The following is a 13327-nucleotide window of genomic DNA, read 5'->3' as shown; positions in this document are numbered from 1 at the left end:
CCCGGCCCAGGCCCGCTCCTACCCCCTCCGCAGCATCGTCACCACCGCCGCCCCGCCGAGCCCGATGTTGTGCGCGAGCCCCACCCGCGCCCCCGCCACCTGCCTCGGCCCCGCCTCGCCCCGCAGCTGCCAGACCAGCTCGGCGGCCTGGGCGAGCCCGGTGGCCCCCAGCGGATGCCCCTTGGAGATCAGCCCGCCCGACGGGTTCACCACCCACCGCCCGCCGTACGTCGTCGCCCCCGACTCGACGAGCTTCCCCGAAGCACCGTCCTCGCACATGCCGAGGGCCTCGTAGGTCAGCAGCTCGTTGATGGAGAAGCAGTCGTGGAGTTCCACGACGTCCACGTCCTCGATCCCGAGCCCGGACTTCTCGTAGACCTGCCGCGCCGCGGCACGCGACATCGGCCGGCCGACCGCGTCGATGCAGGACCCGGACGCGAAGGAGTCCTCGGTGTCCGTGGTCATGGCCTGCGCCGCGATCTCGACGGCCTTGTCGTGCAGCCCGTGTTCGACCACGAACCGCTCGGACACCACCACAGCCGCCGCCGACCCGTCGGAGGTGGGCGAGCACTGGAGCTTCGTCAGCGGCCGGTGGATGGTCTTGGCGGCGAGTATCTCGTCGACCGAGTACACGTCCTGGAACTGGGCGTTGGGGTTGTTCGCCGAGTGCTGGTGGTTCTTGGCGCCGACGGCCGCGAGCTGCACCTCCGTCGTCCCGTACCGCTCCATGTGCTCACGGGCCGCGTTGCCGAAGATCTGCGCGGTCGGCGGGGACATCTCGAAGCCGTGGGCGGCGGCCATGATCCCGTAGTGCCGGGCGACCGGGGAGGTCTTGAAGTCGCCGCCGTCGGATCCGCCGCCCAGCGCCCCGCGCGCCATCTTCTCGAAGCCCAGCGCGAGGACGCAGTCGCTGATCCCGCCCTCCACGAACTGCCGGGCCATCATCAGCGCGGTCGACGCCGTCGCGCAGTTGTTGTTGACGTTGTAGACCGGCACACCGGTCAGACCGAGTTCGTACGCGGCACGCTGCCCGGCCGTGGAGGCCTGGAAGCAGTAGCCGACCGGGACCTGCTGGACCTGCTCGTACGAGACGCCGGCGTCGGCGAGCGCCGCCGTGCCCGCCTCGCGCGCCATGTCCCAGTAGTTCCAGTCGCGCGTCTCGGGCTTCTCGAACTTCGTCATCCCGACGCCGACGATGTACGCCTTCCCCATCTCCGCTTCCCCTCAGTCAGTTCAGTCGGTCTCTGGTCTCGGGTCTCTAGTCCCTCGGCAGTCCGAGCAGGCGCTCGGCCACGACGTTGAGCTGGACCTGCGTGGTGCCGCCCGCGATGGTCAGGCAGCGGGACATCAGCAGCCCGTGGACCGCCCGCTCCCCCGCGCCCTCCCGCACGGCGCCCTCGGGGCCGAGCAGTTCGAGCGTGAGCTCGGCGACCTTCTGCTGGTGGACGGTCTGGACGAGCTTGCGTACGGAGGCACCCGCGCCCGGTTCGAGGCCGGAGACCTGGAGCGTGGTGGTCCGCAGCCCGATGCAGGCGAGCGCGTGCGCCTCGGCGACCAGGGCTCCGATCCGTACGCGTACGGAGGTGTCGACCCCGGTCGCCCGCTCGATCAGCGCTTCGAGCCCGGAGTCGAAGGCGACCTGGTCGGCCATGTGGACGCGTTCGTTGCCGAGGGTGTTGCGGGCGACGCGCCAGCCGTCGTCGACCGCGCCGACGACGGCGTCGGCCGGGAGCACCGCACCGTCGAAGAAGACCTCGTTGAAGAGCGATTCGCCGGTGATCTCCTTCAGCGGCCGGATGTCGATCCCGGGGGTGTTCTTCATGTCGACGAGGAAGTACGTGAGCCCCTTGTGCTTGGGCGCGTCGGGGTCCGTGCGGGCGAGCAGGATGCCGTGGTCGGCCCACTGGGCCGCGCTCGTCCACACCTTCTGCCCGGTGATGCGCCAGCCGCCGTCCTCGGTCCGTTCCGCCTTCGTACGGAGCGAGGCGAGGTCGGACCCCGCGCCGGGCTCGGAGAAGAGCTGGCACCAGAGCAGCTCGCCGCGCAGAGTGGGCCCGAGGTACCGCTCCTGCTGCGCGCCCGTCCCGTACGCGAGGAGCGACGGGACCACCCAGGTGGCGATCCCGAGGCCGGCGATCCGCACCCCGGCCGCGTCCAGCTCCCGCTGCACGGCGAGCTGCTGGAGCGGCCCGGCGCCGAGGCCGTACGGCTCCGGCAGGTGCGGGGCGGCGTACCCGGTGGCGGCGAGGGCACGGCGCGCGGCGCCCGGGTCGAGGCCGACGGCGGGCGCGAGCGCCTCGCGCGCGGCGGCGCGGAACGCGTCGGCCTCCGGCGGCAGTTCGAGCCGCAGCTCACGCCGTACGCCCTCGGCGCCGAGCCGGACGGCCTGCGCCCGGTGGGCGTCGCCCGAGCCGAGGAGCTGGCGGGCGACGAGGGCGCGGCGCAACGTGAGATGGGCGTCGTGCTCCCAGGTGAAGCCGATCCCGCCGAGGATCTGGATGCAGTCCTTGGCGCAGCTGTACGCGGCGTCGAGGGCGGTGGCGGCGGCGAGGGCCGCGACGAGCGAGCGCGCGGTCGAGTCGGTGGCCCTGGCGGCGTCCCAGGCGAGCGCGCGGGCCTGCTCGACCCGTACGAGCATGTCGGCGCAGAGGTGCTTGACCCCCTGGAACTGCCCGATGGGCCGCCCGAACTGCTCGCGCGTCCTGGCGTACTCGGCGGCCGTCTCCAGGGCCCGGGCGGCGGTCCCGCAGGCGTCGGCGGCGTACAGCACGGCGGCCAGGTCCGGTACGAGAGTGGGGTCGAGGTCCAGGATCCGGTCGGCGGGCACGTGGGTGCCGTCGGCGGTGACCTCGGCGGTCGGCCGCGTCGGGTCGGCGCTCTCGTGCGGGCGGACGGCGAGGGTCTCGGCGTCCACGGCGGCCCAGACGACGCCCCGCGCGGTACTGGCGGCCAGGATCAGCAGGTCGGCCTGGGCGCCCCCGAGGACGGGCGGCGCGACCCCGTCGAACACGACCCCGCCCTCGACCTCGACCCCGGTCATCCCCCCGGCCCCGAGCGCGACGGCCCCCACCCTGACGCCGCGCACGAGGTCGCCGACGAGCTCACCCGCTCCCGGAACCCTGCTCAGGACCTCCCCGGCGAGCACACAGGGCAGATACGGCCCCGGCACGAGAGCCCGCGCGGCCTCTTCGAGCACGACGGCCAGATCGACAAGATCGCCGCCCCCACCCCCGTACGACTCGGGCAGATGCACCCCGAGCAGCCCCTGCTCGACAAGCCCGTCCCAGTACCCGGGCCGCCCGACCCCACTCTCCGCAGGCGCGTCAAGAAGCTTCCGCACGTCCTCGCCCGGCACAGCCCGAGCAAACCACCCGCGCACGGACCGAGCCAACTCCCGCTGCTCTTGCGTGATTCCGATGCCCATGGGGCGCAGACTAGAACACGTTCCAATCTGACGGAAGGTCAGAAACCCCACGGGTTCGCCCGGACCGGTATCGTCGGAACCTTCGGCCGGCGAGACCTGGCCGGAGTCCTGTGAGGCTGTGCCCCATGACCATGGACCCCGACGCCCTCGACGCCCCCGCCGATCCCGACGCGACGTCCGCGCGACTCCGGCTCGACCGGGCTCTGGACCTCCTGGCCGTCACCTTCCGCGGGATGACCGCCCGCGCCGACGAGGACAACTGCGAGTGCCACTGGGGCAGCGCGGAAGAACTCGCGCTGTTGAAGATGCCGGACGTCGAGCTCGATCCGGACCTTCTGCGACGCACATGGCGCGCCATCGACTGGCGGGACCAAGGCGCGGCGCTTCGCCGCGTCCTGCCGCAGTTCGCCCGATCACTCGTCCAGGGGCTGGAGAGCCCCCTGTCCGACATGGACGACGCCGGACGCGCCTTCGCCCTCGGCCACTGGCAGGAGTGGCCCGAGCCTCAGAGCGAGGCGGTGTGGGAATTCCTGCACGCCTGGTGGGCGTACAGCCTGACCGTTCCGGATCCCGCGGTCCCGGTCCACGAGGTGCTGGAGCTGTGCACCGAGGCGTCCGACACGCTCACGCCGTGGCTGACGGCCTGGGAGGCGCACGACGACCGCCACGCCGACCGGCACCTGGCCGAAGCCGTCGACGCCTGGGAGTACGACCTGCTGGCCGACCAACTCCCCTGGTACGCCTGGGGAGACGAGGAGGCCCTGCGCATCGAACTCGTCGCCTGGCTGGTCCGATACGCCCCGGCGCGGCTTCGCGCCGCCCCGGACGTGCCCGAGGAACTGCTCCACCGGATACGGCTCATCGGCCTGACGGGCCCCGCCCGCTGGGAGGACCCGCACTGGCCGAGGCATCGCTACTGAGCCGGCCGCACGGATCGCGCCTCAGGACCCCTGGGCTGCACCGCCACCACGGAGCGAGCTGGGCGACGCCTGCGACCGCCTCAACGGCGAGGAAGAGCCACAGGACGCCCGTGGCGCCGTGAGCCAGCGCGTACGCCTGCCACGCCGCGAACAGCATGCGGGCGCACCCGTCGAACAGTCCGTGGACCGCCAGTGGCCGGACGAACCGCAGAACGGCCCGGACGACGACCACCGAGCCCATCAGATTCGCGTACAGGACCTGGATCGGGTCGAGTTCGGGCAGTCCGCCGAGCCCGAGCGCCCGCCCGGCCGCGCCTCCCGCAGTTCCTCGCCGGTCCGGGCGATCTCCGCGAGCGTGAAACCGAGCGTCTGCGCGGTGCGGACGTAGTGCAGCCACGGCACTGTCTCGGGCAGGCGGATGGCCGAACTCGCCGCCCTGCGCGCCGACCTCACCACCCGCGCCGACACCGACTGCCCCCTACGACCGGCCGTCGCCTCCCGCTAGCAGCCGGCGGAGCCAGCGGGTGCGGGTGGCGCGGGCGTCCTGGCTGATGGTGGCGTTGGGGGCGATGCCGTCGAAGCTGTGGAAGGCGCCGGGCCAGACGTGGAGTTCGGCCTGGCCGCCTGCCCGCCAGATCGCGTCGGCGTAGGCGATGTTCTCGTCCCGGAACATCTCCGCCGAGCCGACGTCGATGTAGGCCGGAGGAAGCCCCGAGAGGTCCGTCGCGCGGGTGGGTGCCGCATAGGGCGGGACGTCGGCGGAACCGTAGAGGTCGTCGCCGAGGTACGCCTGCCAGAAGGTCGCGTGGGAAGTGAGGTCGCCGATGTCGATGCCCGACATCTGGCGGCTGGAGAAGCCGCTCATGCGGTCGTCGAGCATCGGGCAGAGGAGCACCTGCCCGAGCACCGCCGGACCGCCCCGGTCCCGGGTCAGCAGGGCAAGGCCGGCGGCCAGCCCGCCACCCGCGCTCTTGCCGCCGATGAGGATCCGGTCGGGGTCGACGCCCAGTTCGGCCGCGTGCTCGACGGCCCACACGAGCGCGGCGTAGCAGTCCTCCAGCGGACCCGGGTACGGCGTCTGCGGCGCGAGCCGGTACTCGACCGAGAGCACGGCCATGCCCAGCGGCTCGGCCCAGTCGTTCAGAACGCGCGGCAGCACGGACCACGCGTTCCCCATGACCATGCCCCCGCCGTGCATGTAGAGAAGCAACGGCAACGGCCGCCCCGCGAGCCCGGCGGGCCGCCCGCTCACGAGCGTCACCTCCGGCCCGCCCGGAGGCCCCGGCACGCTCAGCTCCGCCACCTCGAACCGGCCCCCGTCGCCCAGCTCCTCGACCGTCGGCCGGGGGCGGGCATTGACGTCCCGCTCCTGCACGGCCCGCAGGTTCTCCGGGGTCACGGGCGCCAGCGCCTCGGGGTCCAACGCCGCGAGTACGACGGCCAGCTCAGGGTCGAACGGCGGTACCGGCACCACCGCTCAGCCGATCCGACCCTCGGCAGCGGCCACCACAAACGCGGTGAACGCCGCCGGAGTTGCCAGGAAGGTGCGCCCATCGGGGTTCTTGGAGTCCCGTACGGCTACGTGGGTGGCGAGGTCGGCGACCTCGATGCAGTCACCGCCGGTGTCTCCACTGGAGGAGGACTTTCGCCAGGTGGCGGTGCCGAGGGGGGCGCATTCGATGCACTGGCCGCCGGTGTCACCGCTGTACGAAGACTTACGCCAGCGCGCGCCCGTCAGGTTCTGGTCGGTCCCCATAGCGTTCCTCCATTACGCGGGCGATCAGCGCCGCCGAGTCCTCTACGGAGAGCGCGGCAGCCTGCAGGTGATCGTAACGGAGCGAACCTTCCCTGATAGCTGCCGGATCGGCGGTCATATGCCCTTGGACGAAGTCCTCCGTATACACGATGTCGGGGTCTTCCTCGAAGCGCAGCAGGTTGAACGATCCCATCAACCCCGCGTGCCCCCCGGCCGTGAAGGGAAGGATCTGGATCTTCAGCCATTCCCTCTTCTGCATCGCCAGCAGGTGAGCGAGCTGGTCTCGCATGACCGCCCGTCCGCCGATCTCCTGATGCAGCACGGCCTCGCTCATCACCACCCAGACCAACGGCGGAGTCTCCCGTTCCAGGATGCGCTGGCGCTCCATACGAGCGGCGACCTTGGTGTCGAGGTCGTCCTCGGTCCGGGCCCCGAGAACGGCCCGCGCATAGTCGGGCGTCTGCAGCAGGCCGTCGACCAACTGCGCCTGGAAGGAGTAGATGCAGGCTGCCTTCGCCTCCATCTCCGCATACGGCTGGAACCACGTCGGCAGCTGGCTCTTCAGAACCAACCCCACCACCCGTGTGAATACCCCGCCCGTCATCAGCGCCGCGTCCAGCTGCTCCGAGAACTTCCGCGTGGGGACCTTCTTCGCCGTCTCTATCTGGCCGATCAGTGATGCCGAGCAGAAGACGACGTCACCCAACTGCTGCTGGTTGAGGCCCGCCTCCTCCCTCAATCGGCGAAGTTCCCAGCCGTAGTAGTCCAGCGGCGAGGCGCTGGGATCGAGGCTGCGGATGTTGACCACGACGAGGTCACCCCCAAGCTCACGCATCACTGCGTTCGTTTCGGTCCGTAGCCGAGCGTAACCAGACCGCTCCACCCTGGTGGCATGAATCACGTAACTGACCTCTACCCTGCGGAACTTCAGACCAGCTACCGCATGGGCTTCACCGTCGGTGAGCACTCCGCAGGTCACATGCGCCGGATCCTGCGCATGTCCCTCGGCCGGGGGCTCGACCACCTCGCCGACGCGGGCGGGCTCGCGCTCACCGAGTTGGTCGCCAACGTCGTGCGGCATGTGCCCGGGCGGCGGTGCACGGTGTTGATCCTGCGGGAGCCGCACGGGCTGCGGGTGGAGGTCGCCGATGCCGTGCCGGGGCGCTGCACGCGAAGGCCGCCGCGCCGCTCGCGGAGGGCGGGCGGGGGCTCGTGCTGGTGGAGGGGGTGACGGACCGGTGGGGGGTGTCGGAGGCGGCCGGCGGGAAGACGGTGTGGTTCGAGTGCGACGCGTAGGGCACCATGGGCGCTCGCAGCTGCCGTACCCGCCAGTAGGAGGCCCCCATGCCCGCGCCCGAGATCGTCGCCGCCTTCGAGGCCGCCAAGGGCTTCATGCCGCTCGACGAGGGGCTTGCCCTGTACGCCGCCGCCACGGAGGCCGTGAAGCTCGGGCTGCCGCTCCTTGAGGTCGGGACTTACTGCGGGCGGTCCACGATCCTGCTGGCCGACGTGGCCCGGGAGGCCGGGACGGTCGCGGTGACCGTGGACCACCACCGGGGCAGCGAGGAGCAGCAGCCGGGGTGGGAGTACCACGACCCGACCGTCGTGGACCCCGAGGTCGGCCTCATGGACACCCTGCCGACCTTCCGGCGGACGCTGCGCAAGGCGGGCCTCGAGGAGCACGTGATCGCGGTCGTCGGGCGCTCCCCGCAGGTGGCCAAGGTCTGGGCGGGCGAGCTGGGCCTCGTCTTCATCGACGGCGGGCACACCGACGAGCACGCCGGCAACGACTACGAGGGCTGGGCGCCCAAGGTCGCCGCCGGCGGGCTGCTCGTCATCCACGACGTCTTCCCGAACCCGGAGGACGGCGGCCAGGCCCCGTACCGCATCTACCTCCGGGCTCTGGAGTCGGGCGACTTCGAGGAGGTCTCGGTGACCGACTCGCTGCGGGTCCTGCGCCGCCGCTGACAGCGACCGGCTGCCCGGCTAGAGGCCGACGCCGAAGCCCCTCGTCACGTACAGGCAGTTCGTGTACGAGTACCCCGGCTCGATCTTCGCCGTGCTCGACTTGTCCCCCGCCGACAGCGACCCCGCACCCGGCCGCTTCTGGAGGAGGTGGTAGTCGCCGGCGGGCAGCAGCAGCGTGGCCTTCGGGTACTTGGACGACGGTCCCGAGCACACCTTCGGCTTGGCGGCGCCCCGCGCGAGGATGTCCCCGTACGCCGTGCAGGTCCCGCACGCCTTCAGCGTGACGCGTCCGGTCACGGGGCCGGTGTAGAGCAGCTCGACCTCACCGGGCCCGTCGTTGGACACCACCATGACCATCCGGGAGCCGCCGGGAGCCGTGGCGGGCGGCAGCCGGTTGCCCGCGGCCGGCGTCTCGTCGGCTATCTCGGCGGCGATCGCGATGGAGCGCGCGTGGGCGACCTGCGGGCTGCCGGGGTAGTCCTTGACGTACTCGTTCATCGTCTCGACGGCCTCGCTGAACTCCTTCTCCTCGAACTGCTCGACCCCACAGGCGAAGTCGCCCTTCTGGATCTCCTTGCCCGTGTCGGTCGAGACGGCGGAGAACGTGTCCTTCGGCAGCAGGTCGACGGTGGTGCGGAAGCGCTGGAGTTCGAGGACGGCGTCGCAGGGGTCCGTGCTGCCCGCGGCTATCGCCGCGGCCCGGGTCCTCAGCCCCTCGCGGACCGTCGGCTCGACCTTCTTCGCGTACGAGGACTCGGGGAACGTCGACAGCAGCGCGTTCAGGTTGTCCCCCGCCGCCGCCTCCGTGCCCGCCCGCGCGAGACCGGTGATCCCGCACTCGTACCAGGAGTGGGCGAGCGGGTCGTCCGCCTTGCCCGTCAGCCCGTCGAGGAGCGCGCGGTCCACCTTCTCCGGCAGCGCACGCAGATGCTGGAGCCCCGGGACGGCCTCGCAGTACTTCTTCTGCTGGTACGGGGTCGAGACGGACGCGTAGTAGTCCTTCAGCCGGTCGGGGACCTGGCGGCCCGCCCGCGAGCCCGCGTGCTTCGTGCCGAGCTCCTGGTAGACGGCGAGCGCCTTGCCGTACGCGTTCTCCGCGCCGCCGAAGCTCTGACCCTCCACCGACTTCACCTGCTTGTCCGCCTCCGCGAGCCGCGCGAGCAGCGACTGCTCCACGGCCTCGTCGCGCGCCGCGCCGTAGGCGACGGAGCCGCCGACCGGCACCGCGAGCAGCACGAGCCCGAGGGCCAGCGGGAGCGCGAGCCGCCGCGCCCCGGTGCCGGCCGTGGCGGCGGCGCCCGCGGACAGGGCGAGCGGGGCGCGCAGGCCGCGCCGTGCGCCGTCGACGGCCGCGGCCAGCAGGAACGCTCCGTACCCCACCAGGACGCCGGTGGGGACGCCGTCCACGTCGGCGGGCAGCGCGACGAGCAGCAGCACGGCGGTCGCGAGGACGCAGACGGCGGCCTGGACCCACTTCTTCAGCAGGACGTATCCGAGTCCCAGGCAGGACAGATTCAGCAACCCGACGAGGACCGCCTGCGCCGGGTTCGACTCGACCGGTGCGGGCGGCGGCACCGGAACCCCGGGAGGCTGCGTGGGCGGCTGCACGGGCGGCGGCGGAAAGCCCACTGTCCCTGGCGCCCCATACGCCCAAGGTGTCTCCGACACCCCTTGCGGCCCCTGCTCTCCCCCTGGACGTACGTCGTTCGGCTCTTCCCCCGTCACAGTTCCCCCCGGTGTCCGTGTACGTCCTCTCTGCATACCCGCCACGCGGCCTTCACAGTCCCGCCGCGTCGGCCGAACACACACCGGAAGCTCCCACTAGAGTCGCAAGGTGCCGTACGACCAGCGCAAGACCCGCGCCCGCGCCCTCGCCGCCTGCGCGGCCCTCACCGCGCTCGCGACGGGCTGCGGTGGCGGCGGCTCGCCCTCGGCGACCCCGGACGCCAAGACGACCACGAGCGCCCCCACCACCACGCCGGCCACGCCCTCCTCCGGCGGGCTCCCGCTCGCGGGCCGGACGATCGTGATCGACCCGGGCCACAATCCCGGCAATTTCCAGCATTCCCGGGAAATCAACCAGAAGGTTGATATCGGCACAGGTCGCAAGGAATGCGACACCACCGGCACCTCCACCGACGCCGATTACACCGAAGCCGCATTCACCCTCGATGTTTCACACCGTCTGCGTGATCTCCTCACGGCCCGGGGCGCGAAGGTCCTGCTCACCCATGACGCCGACCGCCCCTTCGGCCCCTGCATCGACGAGCGCGCGCGGACCGGCAACGCCGCCCGCGCCGACGCCGTCGTCTCCGTCCACGCGGACGGTTCCGCCACCGGCAACCGCGGTTTCCACGTGATCCTGCCCGCCAAGGTCGGCTCCGGCGCCGCCGACACCTCGAAGATCGTCGGCCCCTCACGTGAACTCGGCGAGGCCATCGCCGCCCACTTCGCGCGCGCGACCGGCACCGCGCCCGCCAACTACCTCGGTGGCGGAACGGGGTTGGACGTACGGGACGATCTCGGGGGGCTCAACCTCTCGACCGTGCCCAAGGTCTTCGTCGAGTGCGGCAATATGCGTGACCCGAAGGACGCCGCACTCCTCACGAATGCGGCATGGCGCCAGAAAGCGGCGCAGGGACTGGCGGACGGCATCGGGACCTACCTCAAGGGGTAGTACCGACGGGCGATAGATTTCCTCCGTACGATGGGGGCCGCCCCCGTGCTTCGCGCCACCCCGACGAGACGACCCGACGAAGGACTTCTTACGTGAATATCCGCTCCCTCACTCGAGGCGATGGCGTTCTGATCGGTGCAGCGGTGGTGCTGTTCATCGCTTCGTTCCTTGACATCAGCGGCTGCGACGCCGCCCCCGCCGTCTGCGACCAGGTCCCGAGCACGAACTCCTGGGAGGTCTCCCCCCTCGGGTGGGGCGCCATCATCCTCGGCATCGCGGGTGCCGCGCTCGTCGTCCTGTCGCGCGGTCTGCCGCAGCTCCAGAACCGCAAGGTCGCGGGTCTCGAGCTGGGCCAGGTCGGTGCCGCGTTCACCGTGGCCTCGGCCTGGAACATGCTGATGTGGATGTTCGAGTCGGTGAACGCCGGTGCCGGCCTCATCCTCGGCCTGATCGCCTCCCTGATCCTGGCCGGTGCCGCCGTCGCCGCCCCGCTGGTCCCCGCCCTCAAGGCCCCGCTCCTGAGCGCCCCGCAGCCGCAGACGCCGCAGCCCTACGGCATGCAGCCGGGCCAGCCCGGCCAGCAGGGCGTCCCCGGCGGCTACGGCTACCCGGGCGCCGCCCAGCAGCCCTACGGCGCCCAGCCCCAGCCGTACGGCGCCCAGGACCCGAACGCCCACGCCGCCGCCCCGCAGCCGACCCCCGCGCCCGCCCAGGGCGGACAGGGCCAGCCCGCCGGTGACTTCGCCCCGTTCTGGTTCGCGGTCCCGGTCGCCCGCCCGCTGTACGCGGAGGACGGCTCGCCGACCCCGCTCGCCGAACTGGCCCCCGGTACCTGGTACCTGGCGGTCGAGCAGCGCGGCCAGAGCCTGATCGCCCAGACCCAGGACGGCCGCCGCGGCGTCCTCCAGGACACGACCGGCATCCAGCGCGGCTGAACGACCCACCGCCTCACGGCCCCTCGCCCGGAATCCCTTCCGGGCGGGGGGCCGTTGCCGTACAGTCCCCCGAAAGCGTGAACTGACGGAGCGTCAGAAAGGTGCCGCGTCATGCGTCTCGGACTCGCTCTCGGCTACTGGGGGCGCGGGCCCTCCCCCGCCCACCTCGAGCTCGCTCGGGAGGCCGAGCGGCTCGGGTACGGGTCCGTGTGGACCGCGGAGGCGTGGGGGTCCGACGCGTTCACCGCGTTGACGTGGATCGCCGCGCACACCTCGCGCATCCGGCTCGGGACCGCCGTCGCGCAGATGGCCGCCCGGACCCCCACCGCGACCGCCATGCACGCGCTGACGCTCGACCACCTCTCCGGTGGGCGGATGATGCTCGGGCTCGGGCTCTCCGGGCCCCAGGTCGTCGAGGGGTGGTACGGCCGGCCCTTCCCGCGCAGTCCGCTCACCGCGACCCGCGAGTACGTGGACGTGATCCGCCAAGTCCTGCGCCGCGAGGGGCCCGTCGCGCTCGACGGGCGGTTCCACTCCCATCCGTACGCCGGAGCGGACGGCACCGGGCTCGGGAAGGCCCTCAAGCCCATCACCCACCCCCTGCGGGCCGATCTGCCCGTGCTGCTCGGGGCCGAGGGGCCCAAGAACATCGCGCAGACCCTGCGGATCGCCGACGGCTGGCTGCCGCTCTACTGGTCGCCCTCGCGGTACGCCGAGGTCTACTCGCTCCCCGAGCGGCTGCCGGATTCGTTCCTCGTCGCGCCCATGGTCCGTGCTCAGGTCTGCGACGACCCGGCCGAGGGGCTGCTGCCCGTCAAGGCCATGCTCGGGTTCTACATCGGCGGCATGGGGCACACCGCCCGCAACTTCCACGCCGATCTCATGGCCCGCATGGGGTACGAGTCCGAAGCCCGGCACATCCAGGAGCTGTTCGCGGCCGGCCGCCGCGAGGAGGCCGTGCTCGCCGTGCCCGACGCCTTCGCTGACGAGATCTCGCTCGTCGGGCCGAAGGTGCGGATCGCCGAGCGGCTCGCGGAGTGGCGGAAGGGTCCGGTGACGGACCTGCTGGTCACGGCACCGGACCTGGCGACACTGAGGCTGCTGGCCGAGTTGAACGCGTAGCCTCAGCCACCCAGTTGGGACGTGCTCGGCACCTTGTCCGTCACCACCGCGCCCGCGCTCGCGCCCGCGTCCTTGACGTTCTGGATGACGTCCTCGAACGAGCCGACGTCCGCCTCGCTCGCCTCGCCCCTGCGGAGCTTCGTACCGAGCTCCTTGAGCTTCTCGATGCCCGCCGTCAGCGGCGCGACCGCCTTCGAGAGGTGCTCGTCGCCCTTGGCGTTGTTCACCGCCGCCTTGAGCCGGTTGTACGCGAACGCCCCCGCCAGCCCCGCCTTGACCAGGGCGAACTTCTGACCGTCCGCGCCCTTCTTGAACTTGCCCGCACGGTACGGCTTGACGATCCACTGGTACGTCGCTCCGGCCGCCAGGCCCGCGTTGGCGACGAACCGGGTTTTGGCGAGTTTCTGCTGCTCCGCCGTCGTGCTCGCCGTCGCGCTGCCGCTCGCACTCTGCGCGTCGTCGCCGCCGCAGGCGGCCGTCGTCAGGAGCAGGGCGCAGGACAGCAGAAACGCCACCACTCCGCGG

At 72.0% G+C, this 13327-nt stretch carries 13 protein-coding genes and 2 pseudogenes; 6 read left to right on the top strand and 9 right to left on the bottom strand.

What is annotated here, in order from left to right:
* Positions 1 to 18 precede the first annotated feature (18 nt).
* A complete protein-coding gene (locus AB0F56_RS33125; RefSeq protein WP_362016554.1) occupies positions 19 to 1212 on the bottom strand; it encodes a lipid-transfer protein in 1194 nt (397 codons plus the stop codon).
* 46 nt (positions 1213 to 1258) lie between these two features.
* Entirely contained in the window at positions 1259 to 3424 is a 2166-nt protein-coding gene (locus AB0F56_RS33120; protein WP_362016552.1) for an acyl-CoA dehydrogenase, read from the bottom strand.
* A 125-nt stretch (positions 3425 to 3549) separates the two neighbouring features.
* Here AB0F56_RS33120 and AB0F56_RS33115 point away from each other — a divergent pair, with 125 nt between their 5' ends.
* Complete coding sequence (locus tag AB0F56_RS33115) at positions 3550 to 4344, top strand: hypothetical protein (RefSeq protein ID WP_362016550.1); 795 nt, start codon at positions 3550 to 3552, stop codon at positions 4342 to 4344.
* Here the strand turns inward: AB0F56_RS33115 and AB0F56_RS33110 are convergent.
* The 5 genes and pseudogenes from AB0F56_RS33110 to AB0F56_RS33090 form a co-directional block, all read right to left on the bottom strand.
* Positions 4283 to 4651: pseudogene (locus AB0F56_RS33110) on the bottom strand (hypothetical protein); the annotation flags it as partial. The gene AB0F56_RS33115 and the pseudogene AB0F56_RS33110 sit on opposite strands and share 62 nt — an antisense overlap.
* Positions 4652 to 4656: 5 nt before the next feature.
* Positions 4657 to 4755, bottom strand: a pseudogene (locus AB0F56_RS33105) (MerR family transcriptional regulator); the annotation flags it as partial.
* A 67-nt stretch (positions 4756 to 4822) separates the two neighbouring features.
* The gene (locus tag AB0F56_RS33100; RefSeq protein ID WP_362016548.1) at positions 4823 to 5815 is read right to left on the bottom strand and encodes an alpha/beta hydrolase; all 993 of its coding nucleotides are present in this window, start codon (positions 5813 to 5815) and stop codon (positions 4823 to 4825) included.
* Positions 5816 to 5821: 6 nt separating this feature from the next.
* Positions 5822 to 6100: a DUF397 domain-containing protein gene (locus AB0F56_RS33095; RefSeq protein ID WP_362016546.1), complete on the bottom strand. Its 279-nt coding sequence runs from the start codon at positions 6098 to 6100 to the stop codon at positions 5822 to 5824.
* Positions 6060 to 6908: a helix-turn-helix transcriptional regulator gene (locus AB0F56_RS33090; protein WP_362016544.1), complete on the bottom strand. Its 849-nt coding sequence runs from the start codon at positions 6906 to 6908 to the stop codon at positions 6060 to 6062. The genes AB0F56_RS33095 and AB0F56_RS33090 overlap by 41 nt, the downstream gene beginning before the upstream one ends.
* Positions 6909 to 6992: 84 nt before the next feature.
* On the opposite strand from AB0F56_RS33090, the gene AB0F56_RS33085 reads away from it, so the two are divergent.
* Together AB0F56_RS33085 and AB0F56_RS33080 are read left to right on the top strand one after the other, a co-directional pair.
* Positions 6993 to 7331, top strand: coding sequence for a hypothetical protein (locus tag AB0F56_RS33085; protein WP_362016542.1), 339 nt, complete (start codon positions 6993 to 6995; stop codon positions 7329 to 7331).
* 113 nt (positions 7332 to 7444) lie between these two features.
* The gene (locus AB0F56_RS33080; protein ID WP_362016540.1) at positions 7445 to 8068 is read left to right on the top strand and encodes a class I SAM-dependent methyltransferase; all 624 of its coding nucleotides are present in this window, start codon (positions 7445 to 7447) and stop codon (positions 8066 to 8068) included.
* An 18-nt stretch (positions 8069 to 8086) separates the two neighbouring features.
* Here AB0F56_RS33080 and AB0F56_RS33075 read toward each other — a convergent pair whose 3' ends face one another.
* Entirely contained in the window at positions 8087 to 9676 is a 1590-nt protein-coding gene (locus tag AB0F56_RS33075; protein WP_362016538.1) for a hypothetical protein, read from the bottom strand.
* Between the two features lie 226 nt (positions 9677 to 9902).
* Between AB0F56_RS33075 and AB0F56_RS33070 the strand changes: the two genes are divergently transcribed.
* The 3 genes from AB0F56_RS33070 to AB0F56_RS33060 all read left to right on the top strand — a co-directional run bounded on the left by AB0F56_RS33070 (position 9903) and on the right by AB0F56_RS33060 (position 12802).
* Positions 9903 to 10745 (top strand): N-acetylmuramoyl-L-alanine amidase, encoded by an 843-nt coding sequence (locus AB0F56_RS33070; protein ID WP_362016536.1) that lies wholly within the window; start codon positions 9903 to 9905, stop codon positions 10743 to 10745.
* A 92-nt stretch (positions 10746 to 10837) separates the two neighbouring features.
* Positions 10838 to 11680, top strand: a complete 843-nt coding sequence (locus AB0F56_RS33065) for a DUF5336 domain-containing protein (protein ID WP_362016534.1) — start codon at positions 10838 to 10840, stop codon at positions 11678 to 11680.
* 111 nt (positions 11681 to 11791) lie between these two features.
* Positions 11792 to 12802, top strand: coding sequence for an LLM class F420-dependent oxidoreductase (locus AB0F56_RS33060; protein ID WP_362016532.1), 1011 nt, complete (start codon positions 11792 to 11794; stop codon positions 12800 to 12802).
* 2 nt (positions 12803 to 12804) lie between these two features.
* Here the strand turns inward: AB0F56_RS33060 and AB0F56_RS33055 are convergent, their stop codons facing one another.
* On the bottom strand, positions 12805 to 13320 hold the full coding sequence (locus AB0F56_RS33055; protein ID WP_362016531.1) for a hypothetical protein: 516 nt from the start codon (positions 13318 to 13320) through the stop codon (positions 12805 to 12807).
* Positions 13321 to 13327 lie beyond the last annotated feature (7 nt).

This window comes from Streptomyces sp. NPDC026092 (assembly GCF_040638605.1).
Taxonomy (GTDB): domain Bacteria; phylum Actinomycetota; class Actinomycetes; order Streptomycetales; family Streptomycetaceae; genus Streptomyces.
This window is presented reverse-complemented; position numbering and strand designations above follow the sequence as displayed.